Raw genomic sequence first — 21,256 nt, forward strand, 5'->3', positions numbered from 1 at the left:
CCCGGCCGCGCCGGCGCGGGCTGCTAGGGTGCGCGCCACATGACCTCCGCGTCCCTCGTCGATGGCGGCGCCGGCCACGCGGTCGGCGACGTGCTCGCGGAGCGCTATGAGATCGAGGCGACGCTGGGGCGGGGCGCGATGGGCACGGTCTATCGCGCCCTCGACCGGCGCACCCACCAGCCGGTCGCGGTCAAGGCCCTCGACGACGCCTCGCCGGGGCTGCTGGTGTACTTCAAGCGCGAGTTCCGCGAGTTCGCCGACGTCCGCCACCCGAACCTGGTGCGCCTGGACGAGCTGTTCGAGGCCGGGGGCCGGGTGTACTTCTCGATGGAGCTGGTCGACGGGGTCGACCTGCTGACCTGGGTCCGGCCCGACGGTCACCTGCGCGCGGCCCGGCTGCGCGCGGCGCTGCGGCAGCTCGCGGCCGGGTTGACCGCGCTCCACGACGCCAGCCGGGTCCACCGCGATCTCAAGCCCGCCAACGTGCTGGTCGATCGCATCGGCCGCGTGGTGGTCCTCGATTTCGGGCTGGCGGCGCGCGTCGACGAGGGCGCGCCGCCCGACGACGTGACCGTGGTCGGCACGGCCGCGTACATGGCGCCCGAGCAGGCGGCGGGCGCGCCGGCCGGGCCGCGCGCCGACTGGTACGCGGTCGGGGCGATGATGTTCGAGGCGCTGACCGGCCGGCTGCCGTTCGAGGGCGACAAGGCCGAGGTGCGGGCCCGCAAGCGCCGCGAGGACGCGCCCGATCCGGCCACGGTCGCGCCGGACGCACCCGAGGATCTGGTGGCGCTGTGCCGGGCGCTGCTGGCGCGCACGCCCGAGGCGCGCCCGCACCCGGCCGACATGGTCCAGCGGCTGGCCGCGGGGCGCCGCGCCGCGCTGACGCGGGCGCCGGCCCCGGTCGCGTTCGTCGGGCGCGCGGCCGAGCTCGCGCAGCTGACCGGCGCGTTCGCGGACGCGCGCCGTGAGCCGGTGCTGACGCTGGTGCTCGGTGAGTCCGGGCTGGGCAAGACCGCGCTGGTGCAGGCGTTCCTGGCGTCGCTGCGGGGCGACGCCGAGCCGCTGGTGCTCGCCGGTCGGTGCCACGAGCGCGAGACGCTGCCGTTCAAGGCGTTCGACGGCATCGCCGACGAGCTCGCCCGTCAGCTCGCGCGCTGGCCCGACGCCGACGTCGAGGCGGTGCTCCCCGCCGGGCGCGAGTTCCTCGGCGCGCTGTTCCCGGCACTCGACGTGGTGCCGGCGATCGGCCGCGCCCGCCCGGTCGGCGGCCCGGCCGGCGCCGACCTCGATCAGCGCGAGGCGCGGCGGCAGGCGTTCGTCGCGTTCGCCGAGCTGCTGCGCGCGCTCGGAGCGCGCCGCCGGGTGATCCTGGTCATCGACGATCTCCACCGCGCCGATCCCGACAGCGTCGATCTGCTGGCGGAGATCATGCGGGCTGGCCGCGGGCCGGGCCTGCTGCTGATCGGCACCGCGCGGGCGGCGCCGACGATCGACGCGGTGCTGGCGCTCGGCGCGACCGGCGAGGTCGCGGCCCCGCGGGTGCTGCGGCTGGGGCCGCTCGACGACGGCCCGGCGCTCGAGCTGGTCCGGGTGGCGCTGTCGCGCGGCGGCGGCGCGGCGCCCGCGGCGTCCGAGGCGCAGATCGTGTCCGAGAGCTTCCGCCACCCCGGGTTCATCCTCGAGCTCGCGCGCGCGACCCACGGCGCCACCCACCGCCCGAGCTCGCTCGACGCGGTGATCATGACCCGGGTCGAGCGGCTCCCGATCGCGCAACGCGCGGTCCTCGAGATCCTGGCCGTGGCCGAGGCGCCGGTGTCGCTGGCGGTGCTGACCGCCGCGGCCGGGCAGCCCCGCGCGACGATGAGCGGGATCGTCGACGCGCTCGACGCCGCCGAGCTCATCACGATCTACGGCCGCGCCGACGACGACTGGGTCGAGGCCTACCACGACCGCGTCGCCGAGGCCGTGCGCGACCGGCTCGACCCCGACGGCAGCGCCGCGGCCCACCTGGCCCTGGCGCGCGCTCGAGGCCGACGACGCCGGCGACCCCGAGCGCGTCCTGTCGCACTACCTGGCCAGCCGCGAGCACGGCGCGGTGCGCCGCCTGGCGATCGTCGCGGCCCACCGCGCCGCGGCGTCGATGCAGCACCGGCGCGCGGTCCGGTTGTGCCGGCTGGCGCTGCTCCACGATCCCGGCGCGGCCGAGGCCGAGGTCCTGCATCGGGCCGCGGCCACGGCCCTGGCCAGCCTCGGCAGCGCGCGCGAGGCGGCGGCCCACTACCTCGACGTGGCGACGCTGGCGGCGGCGCGGCGCGATCCCGCGGCCGCGCGCGAGGCCCGGCGCCAGGCCGCCGATCAGCTGCTGCTGGCCGGCGAGGTCCGCGACGGCGTCGAGCTGCTCGACGGGGTCCTGCGCGACGTCGGGCTGGGCCGCGCCCGTGGTCCGGCGACGGCGCTCGCGCGCATGATCTGGGCGCGGGGCCGCCTGCGCCTGCGCGGCCACGCGCTGGCGGAGCGCACCCGCCCGATCTCCAGCGACGAGCGGGCCCAGCTCGACGCGTGCTGGTCGGCCGGGCTCGGGCTGGGCATGGTCGACACGCTGCGCGGCGCCGACTACCAGGCGCGGTTCGTCCGGCTGGCGCTGGCGTCGGGCGACCCGGCGCTCGCGGTGCGCGGGCTCGCGCTCGAGGCGGCCTACGTCGCGACCGGCGGCGTGGCGCGGCGCGCGGCGGTCCGGGCGCTCCTGGCCCAGGCCGCGAGCCTGGCGTCGACGGACCACGATCGCGGCTGGATCGAGCTCGGCGGCGCCATCGCCGCGCTGCTGCAGTTCGAGCCGGGGCGCGCGATCGTCGCCGCGGATCGCGCGGTGGCCGCGTTCGTCGGTCGCGCCGGCGCCGGCATCTGGGAGCAGCGCAACGCGCGCCTGTACGCGATGCGGCCGCGGTGGTGGAGCGGGCGGCTGCGCGACCTGGCGGCGCGGGTCCGGGCCGACGTCGCCGACGCGCGCGCGCACGGCGATCACTACAGCCTCGTGCAGCTCCTGGCCGGGGTCGGCTCGATGGTGTGGCTGGTCGACGACGATCTGGCGACGTACTGGACCAACCTCGAGGAGGCGCGCGCGCTGTGGTCGGCGCCGACGTTCCAGCTGCCCGACTACTACCGGGTGTCGTCGGAGGTCCGCGGCCACGGCTACGCCGGCGACGGCCCGGCCGCGTGGCGCGTGATCGAGGCGGCGTGGCCGGCGCTCGAGCGCTCGCTGATCCTGCGCACCGAGCTGATCCGCGCCGACGCGCTGGCGCTCCGGGGTGGCGCCGCGGTCGCGGCCGCGCGCGCCGGGGCCGGCGCCGGGCGCGCGCGCCTGCACGCCGCCGCGGTGCGGATCGCCGCGCAGCTCGCGCAGATCGACGCCGGCTACGCGCACGGGACCGCGGCGGCCCTGCGCGCGGCGGTGGCGACGCAGCGCGGCGACGACGCGATCGCCAGCGCCGAGCTGACCCGCGCCGCCGCGGCCTTCGCCGACGCCGGCCTGCCGGTCTACACGGCCGCCGCCCGCTGGCAGGCGGCCCACCGGGCGCACCCCGCGGCGTCGGCGCACGACCCGCTGACCGCGCAGCTCACCGACCTCGGCGTGCGGGCGCCGGCTCGGTTCGTGGGCATGCTGCTGCCGGGGCTCGACTGATCGCGCTCGCGACCGCCCGGCCGGTCGTCGGCGTCGTGGATCAACCGTCCGAGCTGAGCCGGCGACGCGCGCGCCTCAGCCCGGCCGCGGCGCGGTGAAGTCGACGCCCCAGACCCGGACCGCGAACACGAAGTCGTCATCGCCGACGGTGGCGAAGTCGTGCGCGCTGCCGGCGGCGGCGATCGCCTCGTCGCCCGGCGCCAGCGCCCCGGCCAGCGAGTCCTGGGCGTGGCCGGCCAGCACGAGGCTGTGCTCCTCGCCGGTGTGGCGGTGCCAGGCGAAGCGCGCGCCGGGGGCCAGCCGCACGAACCCGGTGTCGGCGCCGGCCAGGGACGGCCCCGCGGTGAAGTGGATCAGCGCGCAGCCCGGCTCGGGCCCGGCCGCCCACGCGTCGGCCTGATCGATCAGGCCGAGCAGCTCGCGCGCGCGCGCGGCGGCGACGTCGAACAGCGCCGCGAACCGCGCGACGAACCGCTCGAACCGGGCCGCGGGTTCGGCCGCGGCCAGGAGCCGGGCCCGCACCGCCGGCGACGGCGCCACGCCCGGCAGCGCGGTCGCCAGCTCGGCGGTCGCCAGCTCGAGCGCGGCCAGCTCGTCGCGCAACGCCGGTTCGGTCGCGAGCGCGCGGTCGACCGCGCGGACCTCGTCGTCGTCGAGCGCGCCCAGCGCGTACAGCGGCAGAAGATCGCGGATGGACACGGTCAGGCTGGTCCCAGGGTGGTGCGGAGCTTGGCGAGGCCAGCGGCCAAGCGCGACTTGACCGTCCCGATCGGCACGGCGAGCTTGCCCGCGATCTCGGCGCACGACAAGCCGTCGAAGTAGGCCAGCTCGAGCACCGCGCGCTGCTCGGCCGGGACCTCGGCGAGGGCGGCCCGGACCCGGGCGCGGTCGGCGCCGGCGCTGGGGTCGTCGTCCGCGACCACCCGCTCGACCACCTCGTCGTCGCTGCTGCGCCGCGCCACCCGCGCCGACTTGACCACGTCGAGCGCGCGCGACCGCATCCGGATCACCAGCCACGTGCGCACCCGCCCGCGCTTGCCGTCGTAGTCCTTGGCGGCGCGCCACACCTCCAGGAAGACGTCGTGCAAGAGGTCCTCGGCCTCGCCGCGGTGCTTGAGGATCCGCAGCGCCAGGGCCATCAGGACCGGCGCGTGGCGATCGTAGAGGGCGGCCAGGGCCGCGCGGTCGCCGCCGGCCATCGCCCGGATCAGGGCGACGTCGTCGTCGTCGGTCGCTGCCGCCTCGGGTCGCGTCACCCCCGCGGTCATGATCGGACGCTAGCACGATCCTCGTGCGCGTGTGAGGTTGCGCCTATCGGTCGCGCCCGGTAATTGGAGCGTCATGCTCGCAGGCCTGCGCGACGCCATCCGCGAAGCGGCGTCGACCCGTGCGTGGTCGCAGGGGGTGACCCTCGCCCGCGAGGAGCGCGTGTCCGGACGCAGCGCCACCCCCAGCGAGCACGTGCTCGACGTCCGGGTGCCGACCCGGCCGACGCCGTACACGGTGGTGCTGTACCCGCAGGACGACGAGTGGGACTGCGACTGCGGCGCCCGCGACGCCGCGTGCTCGCACGCGTGCGCGGCCGCGATCGTCTGCGCCGACGCCGAGGCCCGGGGCGAGCCGGTGCCGCGGTCGAAGGTCGCCGGCGCCGCCATCGGCTATCGGCTCACCGCCGACCCCGCCGGGCTGGCCGTGGCGCGGGTCGCGGTCGACAACGGCCGCGAGCAGCCGATCACCGAGTCGGTGGTGTCGCTGGCGGCCGGGCGCGGCAGCGGGCTCAAGCTCGCGACCACCGCGGTCGATCTGATCGTCGATCAGCTCCTGGGCTCGCGCCCGAGCGCGCCGATCGGCGCCGACCGCGTCGACAAGCTCCTGACCGCGCTGGCCGACGCCACCGACGTGCGCTTCGCCGGCGACCCGATCCGGACCAGCGGCGAGCTGGTGGTGCCGCGCGCGATCCTGTCGGACGCGGGCGACGGCGTGGTCGTGCGGCTCGAGGCGCCGACCGGCGCCAAGGCGGTGTCGCTGGGCGTGGCCCGGATCGGCGACACGCTGCACCCGATCGGCGCGATCGATCTGGGCGGGGCCCGGCTCGAGCACCTGCCAGCCGAGCAGCGGTTCCGCGCGCGCGAGCTGGGCGCGGTCGCGAGCACGATGGTGCCGGCGCTGGCCGCGCGCATCCCGATCGAGTTCCGGACCCGGCGGCTGCCGTCGGTCGCGCGCGGCATCGCGCCGCGGGCCATGCTCGACGTGATCCAGCGCGGCGAGATGCTGTCGGTGATGGCGATCATCGTCTACGGTGACCCGCCGGTGGCGCGCGTCGACGGCGACCGCCTGGTCCACCTCGGCGGCGACGTGCCGGTGCGCGATCTCGACGGCGAGCAGCTCCTGCGCCACCGCATGCGCAGCGAGCTCGACCTGCTGCCGGGCCGCCGGATCGAGGCCAGCGGCCGCGACGCGTTCGAGCTGCAGGCCAAGCTGGCCCGGTGGCTGCGGGCCGACGCGGCGGCGGCCGACACCGCGCGGGCCGTGCCGCTGGCGATCTCGGTCGACGTCACCCGCGGGCTGGTCGTCGGCGTCACCGGCGAGGGCCGCGCGGTCGATCCGCTGTCGGCGCTGCGGGCCTGGCAGGCCGGCGCCGACCTGGTCGCGCTCGACGGCGGCGGCTGGGGCGCGCTGCCGATGCAGTGGTTGGCGCGCCACGGCGCGATCCTGGGCGATCTGCTGGCGGCCCGCGATCCCGAGGGCGCGCTGCCGGCGTTCGCGCTGCCCGACGCCGCGCGCCTGGCCGCCGATCTCGGCGTCGACGCGCCGCTCGATCTGACCCGGCTCCGGGCGCTGGCCGACGACTTCGACGGGATCCCGCCGGCGGTGCTGCCGCCCGGGCTGGTCGCGGAGCTGCGCCACTACCAGCGCCGCGGCATCGACTGGCTGGCGTTCTGCCGCGACGCCGGGCTCGGGTGCGTGCTCGCCGACGACATGGGCCTCGGCAAGACCATCCAGGCGCTGGCGGCGATCAACGGCCGGACCCTGGTCGTGTGCCCGACCTCGGTCGCGCCCAACTGGCAGTCGGAGACCGCGCGGTTCCGGCCCGATCTGAAGGTGGCGCTCTACCACGGCAGCCGGCGGCGCCTCGACGAGGCCGCCGACCTGACGATCACGACCTACCCGATCGTGCGCAACGACATCGACGAGCTGGCCGCGGTCGGGTGGGACACGGTCATCCTCGACGAGGCCCAGGCGATCAAGAACCCCGACAGCCAGATCGCGCGCGCGGCCTACCGCCTGCGCGGCGCCTGGCGGGTGTCGCTGTCGGGCACGCCCATCGAGAACCGGCTCGACGAGCTGTGGAGCCAGCTGCACTTCACCAACCCCGGCCTGCTGGGCGCGCGCGTCGACTTCCGCGATCGCTGGGCCACGGCGATCGAGGCCGGCGACGCCGAGACCGCGACCCGGCTGCGCGCGCGGGTGCGGCCGTTCGTGATGCGCCGCCTCAAGCGCGAGGTCGCGCCCGAGCTGCCGCCGCGGACCGAGGCGGTGCTGTGGGTCGAGCTCGACGACGACGAGCGCACCACCTACGACGCGATCCGCGCCGCGACCCAGCAGGACGTGATCGACCTGCTCGAGGCCGGCGGCGGCGTGATGGCGGCGCTCGAGGCGCTCCTGCGCCTGCGCCAGGCGGCGTGCCACCGCGGGCTCCTGCCGGGCCAGCGCGCCGACGGCTCGACCAAGCTGACCACGCTGATCGAGGCGGTCTCGGCCGCGGTCGCCGCCGGCGGCAAGGCGCTGGTGTTCTCGCAGTGGACGTCGCTGCTCGATCGGGTCGAGCCGGCGATGACCGCCGAGGGCCTGGCGTTCACGCGCCTCGACGGCTCGACCCGCGATCGCGCCGGCGTGGTCGCGACGTTCCAGGACCCGGCCGGTCCGCCGGTGATGCTCCTGTCGCTCAAGGCCGGCGGCACCGGCCTCAACCTGACCGAGGCCGACCACGTGTTCCTGCTCGATCCGTGGTGGAACCCGGCGGTCGAGGATCAGGCCGCCGATCGGGCCCACCGCATCGGCCAGGACAAGCCGGTCATGATCTACCGGCTGGTCGCGCGCGACACCGTCGAGGAGCGCGTGCTCGCGCTCCAGGACAAGAAGCGGGCGATCGCCGCGGCCGCGCTCGACGGCGGCGCCGCGCTCGCGATCACGCGCGACGACCTGCTCGATCTCTTGCGCTGACCGCGCCCGGCCGCGGTCGGCCGGGCGTCTTGGGACTGGCTCGTCGGCCGCGCGTCGCGGGGCCAGCGGGGCTGGTCCGCGCCACCGACGTGGCGCGGTCGACACCTCCGCTCCCCGCGTGCCCCTGCCCCGTCCTGGCGAGGCCGGACGATCTGGCGACAGGCCTCCCGCGGGAGCTCACCGCGCCGAGATCGCGACGTCGTCGAAGTAGACGTAGTCGCTGCGGCTCGAGGCGTCGACCCGGAACCGGACCGCGACCGAGCTGGCGCCGGCCAGCGGCACCTCGTAGGCGCCGGCGTGGCGCACGCCGTTGCTGAAGTCGGCGCCGACGACGAGGTCGGCGACGGTGGTCCAGGCGCCGCCGTTGCGCTGGAGCTCGACGACGTAGTCCTCGCCGGCCTCCATCGAGTTGGCCAGCGCGCTGTACTCGATCCGGAGCGTGCCGTAGCTGCCGACCGTCAGGGTCGGGCTCCAGAACGACGAGGCCGCGCCCGAGGCGCTGCGCAGCTGGACGCTGTAGCGGCCGCTGGCCGAGTAGGTGGTGCTGCGGTAGCGCGCGGCGTCGGCGCCGCCGTCGACGAAGCCGTCCCAGCCGCTCTCGAAGGCGCTCGAGGCCAGCGTGGTCCACGTCGCCTGGCACGCGGGCGCCTGCGCGCAGTCGCTGTCGGCGCAGTCGGTGGCGCCGTCGCCGTCGTTGTCGAGGCCGTCGGCGCAGGCGGTCTCGGTGGCGGGCGCCTGGCACGCGGGCGCCTGCGCGCAGTCGCTGTCGGCGCAGTCGGTGGCGCCGTCGCCGTCGTTGTCGAGGCCGTCGGCGCAGGCGGTCTCGGTGGTGGGCGCCTGGCACGCGGGCGCCGCGGCGCAGTCGCTGTCGGCGCAGTCGGTGGCGCCGTCGCCGTCGTTGTCGAGGCCGTCGGCGCAGGCGGTCTCGGGCGTCGGCGCCGCGCCGGCCGCGCTGACCGTCAGCGTCACGCCCGAGTAGGTCGCGTACGCGACGATCATCACGTAGTAGGTGCCGCCCTGGGCCGGGTTGAACTCGCACCGCTCGGTGTTGCCCGAGGTGTACGGGCGGCAGTCGTAGCTGGTCGAGGTCGGCGCGCTGCCGCGCTTGACGTACAGGTCGGCGTCGCCGGTGCCGCCGGCGATCTCGAACTTGATCGCGGTGGCGCCGTTGGCCGGGTACGAGAACGACAGCGACGTCGACGACGCCAGGCCGGCGCGGGTGTCGATCACCTGGTAGTTGGCCGGGGCGGCGACGCCGACCGCGGTCCAGGCGTTGCCGACCTGGGTCGCCTGCGTCGAGCCGGCGCCGAACAGCGAGGTCGCGGCCGCGACCGTCGCGGCCCGGGCGTCGGAGAACGTCGCGCTCGGGGTCAGGTTCGCGGTGTTGGCCAGGTAGAACACGCGCGCGGCGTCGTAGATGCCGATGCCGGTGACGACCGTCGTCGACTTGCCGCGCGGGTGGGTGCCGCCCTGGGCCGTGAGGTAGAAGGCCAGGTTGGCGATGCCCGAGCTGTAGTGGACGTCGACGTTGCCCGCCGTCGAGGTCCAGTAGTCGAGCGACGCGCCGTCGAGCGCCGGGTCGTTCATGTAGCGCAGCGCCGGCGACGCCAGCCAGATGTCCTCGCCGACCTTCCAGTTGTTGGCGGAGGCCGGGGCGCCGGTGTCGCCGCTGGTGTCGCGGTACCACTCGCAGACGTTGCCGAAGATGTCGGACATCGCCTCGTTGAGGCCGCCCGACTCACCGGCGTAGATCAGGTTGGACGTGCGCTCGGTGACCGCGTGGGTGAGCTCGTGGGCGGTGACGTCCATCGAGATCGCCAGGCTGCGCGAGTTCACGTTGTCGCCGTCGCCGTACACCATCTGGGTGCCGTTCCAGTAGGCGTTGACGTAGTTGGTGCTGTAGTGGACCGAGCTGATCAGCTTGGCGCCGGCGTTGTCGAACGAGTCGCGGCCGAACAGGCCCTGGTAGCAGTCGTAGGTCGAGCCCAGGCGCGCGAAGTTGGTGTCGACGTCGGTGTCGCCCGACGCCGCGCCGGTCTCGGTCCGGGCGAGCGGGCCCGGCAGCGCCGTGCCGTGGTTGAGGTTGTGGACCTCGCGGTTGCGGGCGGTCTGGAGGTTGTCGTAGCTCCAGACCACGGCCCCGGTCCGCGCGTCGACGAACACCACCGGCCGGAACGGCTGCCCGCCCTGGGTGTAGTCGAGCTGGACGCGGTAGGTCAGGCGATCCTTGTCGCCGTGGCGGAGGATCTGGAGGTCGGCGACGCTGCGCAGGCCCTGGGCCGCCGGCGCGGTCGCGGCGGCGGCGGCGGTCGCGGCCGCGGTGTCGAGCGTCGGGCGCGGATCGACCGCGACGTCGCGGATCAGCCGATCGGTCATCCCGAGGAACTTGCCGGTCGGGTCGAGGTGGACGATCGCCTCGGCGCCGAACACCGGCACGCCGCCGACGGACTGGGCCACGCGGGTGTGGGCGCGCCCGAGCAGGTCGATCTCGACGCCGCGGGCCCACACGCCGTCGACGCCGCGCAGGAGCGTCGGGTCGACCTCGAGGAGCTGGCGCAGGCTCAGGTCCTCGGCGAGCTGCACCGAGGCGGCGTCGCCGGCGTGAAAGACCGGCGCGCTGCCGATCGCTTGATCGTCGGAGGTGGCGCAGGCGGCGACCGCCAGCCCGGCGGCGGCGACGAATCCCAGTCGTGCGAATCGCTTCATCGAGAAGATCCCCTTTTGTTGCACGTGGACGACCGCGGCATTTCAGCGTCCGCAGCGAAGCGAGTCAATCAATTGACCATGAAAGGTCCGGAAGATCGCCTATCGCGGAACGCGAGGTGTTGCGTGTTACGGAACGCCGCCGCTGTGCACGGATCGGACACCTCCCCGCGCGGCGGCGGTTGTCGACGGAGAACAGCCTCCCAGCGCGCGCCGCTCGGTGTGCCGAGCGGGCGCACACCGCCGCGCATGTGCGCCCGCCGCGCGGTAGGCGGAAGGCGGTGTTCGTCACTGTGTCTTTGTGTGTGCCGGTGGCATCGGGCCCGATATGGTCCTTCATGCGCGCACGCGCGGCGGCGCTCCGCGGCTGCCGATCGGGCGCCGGATCGCGCCCTCGGGCATAGTCGGGCCATGCGTCTGTACGCGCGCATCCCGCACCTGCCCGGGTCGCGGGTCGGCCCGGCCGAGCGGTACGCGGGGCCGGCGTTCATCGCCCGGGTGACGGCCGCCGCCACCGAGGACGATCGGGTGATCGTGACCGAGAAGCTCGACGGCTCGTGCGTCGCGCTCGTCGGCACCGCGGCCGGGGTCGAGGCGCGCGGACGCGACGGGGGCCTGTGCGCGGCGTCGCGCAACGACGGGCGGCGCGCGTTCGCGGCGTGGGCGACCGCGCGGTCGGCGGTGCTCGCGGTCCACCTCGCGCCCGGCGAGCGCCTGATGATCGAGTGGCTGGCGCTGGCCCACGGCACCCGCTATGCCCTACCGCACGGGCCCGCGGTGGTGATCGACGGGTTCGCCGCCGACGGCGCGCGCTGGGGCTTCGACGACGTGCGCGCCCGGGCGACGGCGCTGGCCCTGCCGACCCCGACGGTGCTGCACGACGGCGGCGCGCTCGCGGTCGACCTGGCGCTGGCGCGGCTCGGCGCGCACGGTCACCACGGCGCGATCGATCCGGCCGAGGGCGTGATGTACCGGCTCGAGCAGCGCGCCCGGGTCCGCGGCCTCGCCAAGCTGGTGCGGCCCGGGAAGGTCGACGGCAGCTACCTGGCCGATCACACCCGCGGTGAGCACGTCTGGAACTCGTGGCACGATGCCGGCGCGCCATGACCGCCCGCGTGTACTTCGCCACGCCCAACCAGGGCCACCAGGACGATCTCCGGCGGTTGCTGGCCGACGTCGACGTGGCGCTCTCGCGGTTCGGGCCGACGGTGCCGGCCGGGCTCGACCTCGAGGCCACGGCGCGGTGGCGGGCCCGGGCCGCGTTCGCCGCGCTGGGCGAGCGCTGCTTCGTCGAGAACACCGAGCTCGAGATCGAGGGTGAGCCGGCCCGGCGCGGCAGCGCGATGAAGGCGCTGCTCGAGGACGTGGGCGACGCGGGCGTGTGCGCGCGCGCCGGCGGTCAGGCCGCGGTGACGCGCGTGGTCGTGGCCCTGGCCGAGGGCCCGGCCGACGCCGACGTCCGGGTGTTCACTGGCGAGCTCGAGGGCGCGATCGCCCGGGCGCCGGCCGGCGTGGGCGGGCGCGGCTGGGATCGGGTGTTCATCCCCGACGGCTACGCCCGGACGATGGCCGAGCTGGGCGACGCCACCTACCTGATCAACATGCGCCACGGCCCCTACCTGGACCTGGCCGATCACCTGCGCGGGCGCACGTTCGGCGGCGCGTTCGAGGCCCACGTGACGATCCGGTGCGCGGCCGCCGACGAGCCGCGCTTCGCGGCGCTGTGCGATCAGCTCGGCGTCAAGCACCTCGCGATCGAGCTGGCGGCCGGCGCGGTCGTGACGCAGCCGATGACCGCGACGGTCCACCGCGGCACGCTGCGCGAGGTCCAGGACCAGGTGCACGAGCTGGCGCGCGCGATCGTCGCCGGTGGGTTCGAGGTGGTGCGCACCAAGATCGAGGCGCTGCCGCGCAACCGCGACATCCCCGAGACCGACGCCGCGGCCGCGGCCGAGCCCGCCCGCTACTTCGAGTACCACCTCAAGCTGGTGATCGCGCCGGCGCTCGAGCTGGCCGCGATCGCCGAGGTGGCCGCGGCCCACGAGGCGCGCCTGTCGCGCAACGCCCGGCGGGTGCGCGCCGACGGCAGCCACGAGCGATACCTGACGCTGCGGCTGCCCGGGCTGGGGCGCGCCAGCGCCGACGCGCGGTTCGCCGCGCTCGAGGCCGCGGTCGCCGCGCTGCCCGTCACGGTCACCCGGCGCGTGCGCGAGTACACCGTCTATGACTCGAACCTGGCCCTCGATCACGGCTGGCGCTGAGCCGCGGGCCGCGCTCCTGGCCGGCTGGCTGCGCCGGGCCGGGGTCGCGGGCGATCCGGCCTGGGTCGTGCGCGGCAGCATCGCGACCGCGGTGTGGTGTCCGGGCGCGCGGCCGCCCGCCGACGTCGACTACCTGGTGCCGGGCGACGCCGCGAGCTTCGATCCCGCGGCGCTGGCCGCGCGGGTGCGCGCGGTGGCCGCGGTGGCCGATCCGACCACGACGCTGACGATCGTCGACACCGAGGTGATCTGGGCCGAGACGTCGTCGCCGGGGCTGCGCGCGCACGTCGCCGGCGCGGTCGGCGAGGTCGTCGACCATCGCTTCCAGCTCGATCTGGCGGTCGGCGATCCGATGGCGGTGCCGCCGGGTCCGATCGAGGTCGCCGACGTCGGGCCGGTGCTCGCGTGCGCGCCCGAGACGCTGGTCGGGTGGAAGCTGCACGGCCTGTGCGAGTTCGGGCGCGGGCGCTGGCGCGCGAAGGACCTGTTCGACCTCGACCTCTTGTGGCAGCACGCGCCCCTCGAGCCCACCGCGGTGCGCGCCGCGATCGAGCTGGCGTTCGGGTCGCGCGGCCTCGGGCTCGACGCGCTCGATGACTTCCGCACCCGGGACGGTTGGGGGCTGTCGACCGGCGGCCGGCGCAAGTGGCGCGGGCTGGCGCGGCAGCACCCGGTCGACGACCTGGTGGCGACCCGGGCCCGGGTGCGCGCGGCCGTCGCGGCCGTGCTCGATGCGCCGTAGGCGCCGCCGTCCCGGTGGGCCGTCGGCGCGGCCGTGCTCGATGCGCCGTCGGCGCCGCCGTGCGCCGTGCGCGGTCCGCGGTGGGCCGTCGTCGCGGCGGTGCTCGATGCGCCGTCAGCGCGGCCGTCCGCGATGCGCCGTCAGCGCGGCCGTCAGCGGTGCGCGGCGAGCGCGACCACGGCCCGACCGCCGCGCTCGCGTCGGCGGTGGTTGACGAACGCGAGCGCGTCGACGAACCCCTGGTACAGCGCCGCAGGCACGGCCGCGGCGTCGGTCAGCGCGATCACGACGATGCCGCCCGGCGGCGCGTGGACCGCCGACATGCGGGCGTCGGGCTCGTCGAGGTAGGTCAGGCAGTCGATCAGCGCGTCGAGGTTGGCGCCATAGAAGGCCGGGAAGCCGAACTGGCGCGCCAGCTCGGCGTGGAACTCCGCGGGCGTGGTCATCGCCGCGCCGTCGAGCGTGACCACCTGCTCGGGCGGGGGCGTCATCACGACCGCGCCGCCGTGCTGCGGCGACGGCGCCAGCGCGAGGTGCACCACCAGCGCGGCGCTGTCGGGGCCGGCGCCGACCCGGACCGCGAGCGGCTGGGACGAGGTCGCGATCAAGGTCGCGGTCGCGGGCAGGCCGTGGCCGTGGCCGTCGACCTCGACGCCGACGCGGGCGCTGGTCGCGTAGACGATCGCGACCCCGGCCGGCAGCGCTCGGTCCTCGACCGCGGCCAGGCGCGCCGCCGTCCACGTGACGTCGGCGCGGGCGATCAGGTTCCAGACGCGGGCCGGACCGGTGATCGTCGCGGTCACGTCGTCGGCGCCTCCGAACTCGATCGCCGCGCCGGTCGTGCCATGCCACGCGCGCCCGTCGATGGTCAGCGTCAGGCCGCCGCCGTCATCGAGCACGCACAGCCAGCGGCGGTAGCCGGGCAGGCGGGTGAACGGGCCGGGCGCTGTGATCTCGGCGACGCTGACCCGCGCCAGCCGGGCCGCGGCGGCGCCGGCCGGCCAGCGCGCGATCTCGTGCGACGTGCCCTGCGCGGCGCCCCACGGCGCCGACCGCCACGCGCCGGCGTCGATGCGTTCGATCAGCGGCATGGACCGCGACCGTACACCCTCACGGCCGGCGCACGGCCTTGGGCGTGCGCCCGGCCTTGGCGGCGGCCACGACGGTCGGCAACCCCGACGGCGTCAGCGACACCTCGTACTTGTGGCTGTTGAGCGTGACCTTCGAGTTCTTGAGGTAGACCATCACGCGCTTGTCGAACGTGTTGCCGAGCTGGAGCGTCCAGGTGCCGTCGTTGCTCGCGAAGGTCTTGCTCTGCGACGGCTGGGCCTCGGCGCCGGTCAGATCGAGCACGCACACGGTCACCGTGTACGACGCGTCGGCGTTGCCGCCGGTGCCGCGCAGCCGCAGGGTGGCGTTCTGCGACGGCAGGCCGATCGAGACGAACGTCCGCTCGGCGTTGAGGCTGCCGTCGTAGATGCGCTCGGCCCAGGTCGAGGCGTCGGTCTGGTCGCCCCAGCCGAGCCCGCGCGGGCCGATCTTGCCGGAGCCGGCGTCGAGGTTGTACTCGGCCACGACCTTCTCGGCCTCGGCCAGGTACCTCTGGTAGTCGTCGACGCACTGCTGCGCCTGCTCGGGCGTGGTCGACAGCGCCTTGCAGATCGGCGCCTGCAGGATCGGCGACAGCTTCTTGAACGCCGTCGTGAGCTTGCTCCACTCGGAGCTGCACGGGTTGGCGCTGGCGCGCTGGTGGGCGGCGGCGGTGAGGGCGAGGGCGGCGAACGCGGTGACGGCGAGCTTGTTCATCGGATGCTCCTGGTGTGGTTGGCGGCGACGTGCATTCATCGACGACATCCATGAGCACAGGCCGTACCAGCGCCGCGGGTGCGCGGCGCGCCGACCTGCGGGTGCGACCAGGCCGAGCGAGCGTGGCGGGCGGCGATGGCACGCCACATCAGCGCGCTGGTACAATGCTTGCTGTCGAGCGGGGGGATGCTCGACCTGATCGACACGATGCCGACCGAACCCACGCCGACGCCGGAGCCTGCGCCGCCGACGCGCACCCACCACGAGGTCGGCTCGGCCGACCTGGGCGCGGGCTACCTGCTGTGCATCGAGGACGGCAGCTCCCACACGGTGCCGCTGCCCGGCGACGGCGAGCTGACGCTGGGCCGCGATCCCGAGTGCACGATCCGCCTCGCCGACGCCCAGGTGTCACGCCGACACGCCGTCATCGCCGCGGTCGCCGACGGGGTGCGGGTGACCGATCTCGACAGCCGCCACGGCACGTTCGTCAACGGCGAGCGGGTGGCGCGGCCCCGGCGGCTCCTGTCCGGCGACGTGATCACGCTGGGCGGGGCGGTCGTGGTCGTCCACCGCACCGCGCGCGCGGTCGGCGTGCGCACGGTCGTCGACGGCGCCGAGCTGGCCACGCGCCTCGAGATCGAGCTCGATCGCACGCTGCGCTACGGCCGCACCGTCGCGCTGGTGGTCGTGCGCAGCGACGCCGACGTCGACCGCGGCCGCCTGACCACCGCGCTGGCTTCGCACCTGCGGCCGATCGACGCCGCCGCGCTGTTCGGCGACCGCGAGGTGGTCGTGGTCCTGCCGGAGCTGGGGGCGCCCGCGGCGATCGAGTCCGCCGCGCGCCTGTTGGCGATCGTGGGCGGCGGCCGCGCCGGCGTCGCCACCGCGCCCCACGACGGCTGCGATCTCGACACGCTCCTGGGCGCGGCCCGGGGCGCCGCCACCGCCGCGGCCCCGGGCGTGGTCGCGGCGGCGCAGAGCGACGTGCTCCGGCTCGAGTTCGGCGACAAGGTCGTGGTCGCCGCCGATCCGGCGATGCGGCGCCTGTACGAGCTGATCCGCCGGCTGGCCCGGAGCGATCTGCCGGTCCTGGTCCACGGCGAGACCGGCAGCGGCAAGGAGCTCGCGGCCGCGGCGATCCACCACGGCTCGGCGCGCGCGCGCGCCGCTGATCTCGATCAACTGCGCGGCCTTGCCCGAGACCCTGGCCGAGGCCGAGCTGTTCGGGCACGAGCGCGGCGCGTTCACCGGCGCCGGCCAGCGCGCCGGGCTGCTCGAGGCGGCCTCGGGCGGGACCGTGTTCCTCGACGAGATCGCCGATCTGTCGCCGGCGATCCAGGCCAAGCTCCTGCGCGCGCTCGAGGCCGGCAAGATCACGCGCCTCGGCGACACCCGCGAGCGCGCGATCGACATCCGGCTGGTGGCCGCGACCCACCGCGATCTCGCGCTCGAGGTCGCGGCCGGGCGGTTCCGCCAGGACCTGTTGTTCCGGCTCAACGCCGCGCGGGTCGTGGTGCCGCCGCTGCGCGATCGCCGGCGCGAGCTGATCCTCCTGGCCGAGCACCTGCTGACCGCGGCCTGTGGCCGGCTCGGGCGCGATCCGGTGCCGCTGTCGACCGACGTCGTGCGCGCGCTGTACGCGCACCGCTGGCCCGGCAACGTGCGCGAACTCAAGAACGTCATGGACTACGCGGCGGCGGCGGCGGTCGACGCCGCGGTGATCGAGCCGTGGCACCTGCCGGAGGACCTGGCCGCGCTCGCGGGCGAGCCCGCGGCCGAGCTGGCCGTCGCCGACGACGACGCGGCGGCGATGGCGCCGCCGACCCGGTTCCGCCCGATCGACGACGAGGTCGCCGAGCTCGAGCGCGCGCGCATGATCCAGGCGCTGGCGGCGTGCGACGGCGTGCGCAACAAGGCCGCGGCGCTGATCGACATGCCGCTGCGCACGTTCGTCACCAAGTTCAAGCGCTTCGCGATCCTGCCCGGCGACTGGGCCCGAGCGAAGGCCCGGTGATCGACGACACCGCGCTGGGCGACTACCAGATCGTGCGGCCGCTCGGGCGCGGCGGCATGGGCCTGGTGTTCCTCGGCCACGACCCGGTGCTCGATCGACCGGTCGCGATCAAGCTGATCGCCACCGCCGCGCCCAGCGCCGCCGCGCGCGAGCGGTTCTTGATCGAGGCCCGCGCGATCGCGCGCCTGGCCCACCCCAACGTGGTCGCGGTGTACCGGGCCGGCGAGACCCGCGACGGTCGCCCGTTCCTGGTGCAGGAGCTGGTGCGCGGCCACAGCCTCGATCGGCTGACGCCGCCGCTGCCCGCGGCCGAGGTCCGGCGCATCGGCGTCGAGATCGCGCGCGGCCTGGCGGCGGCCCACCGGCGCGGCGTGCTGCACCGTGACCTCAAGCCGGGCAACGTCATGCTCGCCGACGACGGCGCGGTGAAGATCCTCGACTTCGGCCTGGCCAAGCTGCGGCCGCTCGATCAGCGCGGCCTGGCCAGCGCCGCGGTGGCGCCGGTCGCGCCGCCGGCCGACGACGTCACGCCGTCGACGCTGGCCGGCCACCATCGGCCCACGGGCGACACGGGCGACACGATCGACGCCGTCGCGGTCACCGCCGACGCCGGTCCGCCGGCGCCGGCCCTCGATGACACCGCCGACCTGCCGGTCGAGGCGCCCGCGGGCGCGGGGCCGGCGCCGGTCCGCGACCTGACGTTGACGCAGCCGGGGGCGGTGCTCGGGACGCCGCGCTACATGGCGCCCGAGCAGTGGCGCGGCGAGGCCGCGACCGAGCGCACCGATCTGTACGCGCTGGGCGCGGTGCTGTTCGAGCTGGCCACCGGGCGGCCGGTCTACCCGACCCGCGATCTCGACGAGCTGGCGCGCGGCGGTGCTCGAGCAAGATCCGCCGGCGCTGGCGACCGTGGCGCCCGACGTCGATCCGGCGCTGGCGGCGGTGGTCGATCGCGCGCTGGCCCGCGAGCCCGCGGCCCGGCCGGCCTCGGCCGACGCGATGGCCCAGGCGCTCGCGACCGCGGCGGCCGGCGCGCCGGTGGCCCACGTCGACAACCCGTACCGCGGCCTGGCCGCGTTCGCCGCCGACGATCGCGCGCTGTTCTTCGGCCGCGGCGCCGACGTCGGCGCGATCGTCGATCGCCTGCGCGGCGAACAAGCGGTGGTCGTCGTCGGCGACTCGGGCGTCGGCAAGTCGTCGCTGGTGCGGGCCGGCGTGCTGCCGGCGATCGCCGCCGGTGGGCTCGGCGGTGCGCGCGCGTGGATCACGGCGACCTTCCGCCCCGGCGCCGACCCCCTCGCGGCCGCGCGGGCCGCGCTCGGCGTCGCGGGCCCCGACGACCTCGCCGGCGCGCTCGCGGCGGCGACCCACGGCGGCGCCGGCCTGGTCGTGTTCGTCGATCAGGCCGAGGAGCTGATCACCCAGGCGCCGCGCGCGGACGCGGTCGAGCTCGCGGACGTGCTGGCGACCGCGCTGGCCGGCGATCCCGGCCTGCGGGTGATCGCGTCGGTGCGCGGCGACTTCGTCACCCGCCTGGCCGACGTCCCGGGCCTGCGCGCGCTGGTCACGCGCGGGCTGCACCTGGTCAGCCCGCTCGACGACGCCGGCCGGCGCGAGGCCATCCTCGGCCCGGCCGCGGTCGTCGGCGTCGAGCTCGAGGCCGCCGCGGTCGACGCGCTGGTCGCCGAAAGCGCTGGGCGCGGTGGCCTGCCGCTGCTCCAGTTCGCGCTGGCGCTCTTGTGGCAGCGGCGCGACGTCACCACCGTCCGGATCACCGCCGCCGACGTGGTCGCGATCGGCGGTGTCGGCGGGGCCCTGGCCCGGCACGCCGACGGCGTGATCGCCGCGCTCGATCCCGCCGGCCGCGCCACCGCGCGCCGGCTGCTGACCGCGCTGGTCACCAGCGACGGCACCAGCGCGATCCGCGACGCGGCCGAGCTGGCCGTCGACGCCGCCGGCGCGCGCGCGGTGCTCGACGCGCTCATCGACGGCCGCCTCGTCGTCGCCCGCGACGGCGCCGCCGGCGCCAGCTACGCCTTGGCGCACGACGCGCTGATCGTCCACTGGGCGACCTTGGCCGAGTGGCTGGCCGACGACGTCGGGCTGCGCGCGCGCCGCCAGCGCCTGGCCGCGGCCGCCACCGAGTGGGCGCGGCTCGGCCGCGGCAGGGACGGCCTGCTCACGCGGCGTCAGCTCAGCGAGGCGGCGACGCTCCCCGACCTGGCCGCGCGCGAGGCCGCGCTGGTCGCCGCGTCGCGCCGCGCGCTGGCCCGCCGCCGCACGCTGACGCTCAGCCTGGTCGCGCTGGCGGTGGCCGCGATCGTCGCCGCCGTGGTCGGCACGCGCTGGGCCCAGGCCCGCGCCCGCGACCGGCAGATCGCCGCGCACGTCGCCCGCGCGCAGAAGCTCGCCGGCGCCGCGGGCGCGCAGGCCGCGGTCGCCGATCGCACCCGCGCTGACGCGTTCGCGCAGTTCGATCGCTACGCCCGCACCAACGCCGCCGCGGACGAGGCGGTGGCCGAGGACACCTGGCGCCTGGCCCAGGCCCGGTCGCGCGAGACCCGTGACACCTACCGCGCCGCGGCGTCGGCGCTCGAGTCGGCCCTGCTGATCGAGGCGCGCCCGCGCCTGCGCACGCGCCTGGCCGAGCTGCTCCACGCCCAGGCGGTCCTGGCCGAGCGCGATCACGATCCCTACGCCGTCGCCGATCTGCGCGCGCGCGTCGCCACCTACTCGGCCGAGGTCGCCGCGACCTGGGACGCGCCGGCGACGTTGACGGTCACCGTCGACACGCCCGCCGAGCTGGTCGTGCGGTGCGCGGTGGCGAGCGATCCGACCCGTCGGCCTGGGCTGCCGCTGGCTGACGTCCGCGGGCGCACGCTGACGGTGACGACACCCCCGACCAGCTGCCTGGTCGACGTGGACAGCCCGGGGCGGGTGCGGGTGCAGGCGCCGGTGACGCTGGCGCGCGGCGAGCGGCTGGCCCTGGCGCTGACCCTGCCGGCCGCGGCGACCGCGCCCGCGGGGTTCGCCTACGTCGCGCCGGGGCGGTTCCTGTTCGGCGCCGAGCCCGAGGAGGTGCGCAAGGCCCTGGCCGCGCCGCCGCAGCACCAGGTCGAGCTGCCTGGGTTCTGGATCGCGCGGACCGAGACCACGCTGGCCCAGTGGATCGAGTTCCTCGACCAGCTCGCGCCGGCCGAGCGCGAGGAGCGCCGGCCGCGGCCCGGCGCCGGGTTCGCGAGCGGCGTCGAGCTCACCGTCGACGCCGACGGGGCCTGGGCGTTCACGCTGACCCACGCCGACGCCACGTACCGGGCGCGGCGCGGCGCGCCGTTCCGCTACCAGGGCCGCGCGCGCCGGGTCGCGCAGGACTGGACCCTGTTCCCGGTGGCCGGCATCACGATCGCCGACGCCCGCGCCTACGCCGCCTGGCTCGACCGCACCGGGCGCGTGCGCGGCGCGCGGCTGTGCACCGGCGCCGAGTGGGAGCGCGCGGCCCGCGGCGCCGACGACCGGATCTATCCGCACGGCGATCAGCTGGAGCTCGACGACGCCGACCTGGTCAAGACCTACGGCGAGGTGCCAGGCTCGTTCGGACCCGATCAGGTCGGCAGCCACCCGGCGTCCGACAGCCCGTTCGGGGTCGCGGATCTGCTCGGCAACGTCTGGGAGTTCGTCGAGAGCACGCCCGAGGTCGCGGTGACCCGCGGCGGCGACTGGTACAGCGGCGGGTTCTCGTCGCGGTCGAGCAAGAACCTCGGCAACGAGCCGAACTTCCGCAGCGGCGGCACCGGCGTCCGCATCTGCGCCGACGCGCGCTGAAA

General features: G+C 76.2%; 11 protein-coding genes and 4 pseudogenes. 10 read left to right on the forward strand and 5 right to left on the reverse strand.

Annotated features, from left to right (window positions below):
- The first annotated feature begins 39 nt into the window (after positions 1 to 39).
- The 3 genes and pseudogenes from IPL61_17325 to IPL61_17335 all read left to right on the forward strand — a co-directional run bounded on the left by IPL61_17325 (position 40) and on the right by IPL61_17335 (position 3,682).
- Positions 40 to 861: pseudogene (locus IPL61_17325) on the forward strand (serine/threonine protein kinase).
- Positions 847 to 1,467 (forward strand): annotated as a pseudogene (locus IPL61_17330) (AAA family ATPase). Before IPL61_17325 ends, IPL61_17330 begins: the two co-directional pseudogenes overlap by 15 nt.
- Before the next feature lie 631 nt (positions 1,468 to 2,098).
- On the forward strand, positions 2,099 to 3,682 hold the full coding sequence (locus tag IPL61_17335; protein MBK9033005.1) for a hypothetical protein: 1,584 nt from the start codon (positions 2,099 to 2,101) through the stop codon (positions 3,680 to 3,682).
- Between the two features lie 75 nt (positions 3,683 to 3,757).
- On the opposite strand, the gene IPL61_17340 is transcribed toward IPL61_17335, so the two are convergent.
- Together IPL61_17340 and IPL61_17345 are read right to left on the reverse strand one after the other, a co-directional pair.
- Positions 3,758 to 4,381 carry a cupin domain-containing protein gene (locus IPL61_17340; GenBank protein MBK9033006.1) on the reverse strand — a complete coding sequence of 208 codons (624 nt, stop codon included), beginning with the start codon at positions 4,379 to 4,381 and terminating at the stop codon, positions 3,758 to 3,760.
- Between the two features lie 2 nt (positions 4,382 to 4,383).
- The gene (locus IPL61_17345) at positions 4,384 to 4,950 is read right to left on the reverse strand and encodes a sigma-70 family RNA polymerase sigma factor (protein ID MBK9033007.1); all 567 of its coding nucleotides are present in this window, start codon (positions 4,948 to 4,950) and stop codon (positions 4,384 to 4,386) included.
- Positions 4,951 to 5,023: 73 nt separating this feature from the next.
- Here IPL61_17345 and IPL61_17350 point away from each other — a divergent pair, with 73 nt between their 5' ends.
- Complete coding sequence (locus IPL61_17350; protein ID MBK9033008.1) at positions 5,024 to 7,906, forward strand: DEAD/DEAH box helicase; 2,883 nt, start codon at positions 5,024 to 5,026, stop codon at positions 7,904 to 7,906.
- A 177-nt stretch (positions 7,907 to 8,083) separates the two neighbouring features.
- Here the strand turns inward: IPL61_17350 and IPL61_17355 are convergent, their stop codons facing one another.
- Positions 8,084 to 10,612 carry a M4 family metallopeptidase gene (locus IPL61_17355; protein ID MBK9033009.1) on the reverse strand — a complete coding sequence of 843 codons (2,529 nt, stop codon included), beginning with the start codon at positions 10,610 to 10,612 and terminating at the stop codon, positions 8,084 to 8,086.
- Positions 10,613 to 11,020: 408 nt separating this feature from the next.
- On the opposite strand from IPL61_17355, the gene IPL61_17360 reads away from it, so the two are divergent.
- From IPL61_17360 to IPL61_17370, 3 genes are read left to right on the forward strand one after another with little or no spacing between them, the layout of a single operon-like run.
- Complete coding sequence (locus IPL61_17360; protein ID MBK9033010.1) at positions 11,021 to 11,716, forward strand: hypothetical protein; 696 nt, start codon at positions 11,021 to 11,023, stop codon at positions 11,714 to 11,716.
- Positions 11,713 to 12,870 carry a hypothetical protein gene (locus IPL61_17365; protein MBK9033011.1) on the forward strand — a complete coding sequence of 386 codons (1,158 nt, stop codon included), beginning with the start codon at positions 11,713 to 11,715 and terminating at the stop codon, positions 12,868 to 12,870. Before IPL61_17360 ends, IPL61_17365 begins: the two co-directional genes overlap by 4 nt.
- Positions 12,833 to 13,612: a nucleotidyl transferase AbiEii/AbiGii toxin family protein gene (locus IPL61_17370; protein MBK9033012.1), complete on the forward strand. Its 780-nt coding sequence runs from the start codon at positions 12,833 to 12,835 to the stop codon at positions 13,610 to 13,612. The genes IPL61_17365 and IPL61_17370 overlap by 38 nt, the downstream gene beginning before the upstream one ends.
- Before the next feature lie 152 nt (positions 13,613 to 13,764).
- Here IPL61_17370 and IPL61_17375 read toward each other — a convergent pair whose 3' ends face one another.
- Both IPL61_17375 and IPL61_17380 read right to left on the reverse strand, forming a co-directional pair.
- Positions 13,765 to 14,703, reverse strand: coding sequence for a HutD family protein (locus IPL61_17375; protein MBK9033013.1), 939 nt, complete (start codon positions 14,701 to 14,703; stop codon positions 13,765 to 13,767).
- A gap of 19 nt (positions 14,704 to 14,722) precedes the next feature.
- Positions 14,723 to 15,418, reverse strand: a complete 696-nt coding sequence (locus IPL61_17380) for a hypothetical protein (protein MBK9033014.1) — start codon at positions 15,416 to 15,418, stop codon at positions 14,723 to 14,725.
- Between the two features lie 186 nt (positions 15,419 to 15,604).
- Between IPL61_17380 and IPL61_17385 the strand changes: the two are divergent.
- The 3 genes and pseudogenes from IPL61_17385 to IPL61_17395 all read left to right on the forward strand — a co-directional run bounded on the left by IPL61_17385 (position 15,605) and on the right by IPL61_17395 (position 21,254).
- Positions 15,605 to 17,432, forward strand: a pseudogene (locus IPL61_17385) (sigma 54-interacting transcriptional regulator).
- Positions 17,433 to 17,464: 32 nt separating this feature from the next.
- Positions 17,465 to 17,890 (forward strand): annotated as a pseudogene (locus tag IPL61_17390) (serine/threonine protein kinase).
- Positions 17,891 to 18,308: 418 nt separating this feature from the next.
- Complete coding sequence (locus IPL61_17395; protein ID MBK9033015.1) at positions 18,309 to 21,254, forward strand: SUMF1/EgtB/PvdO family nonheme iron enzyme; 2,946 nt, start codon at positions 18,309 to 18,311, stop codon at positions 21,252 to 21,254.
- Positions 21,255 to 21,256 lie beyond the last annotated feature (2 nt).

Source organism: Myxococcales bacterium (assembly GCA_016717005.1).
GTDB lineage: Bacteria > Myxococcota_A > Polyangia > Haliangiales > Haliangiaceae > UBA2376.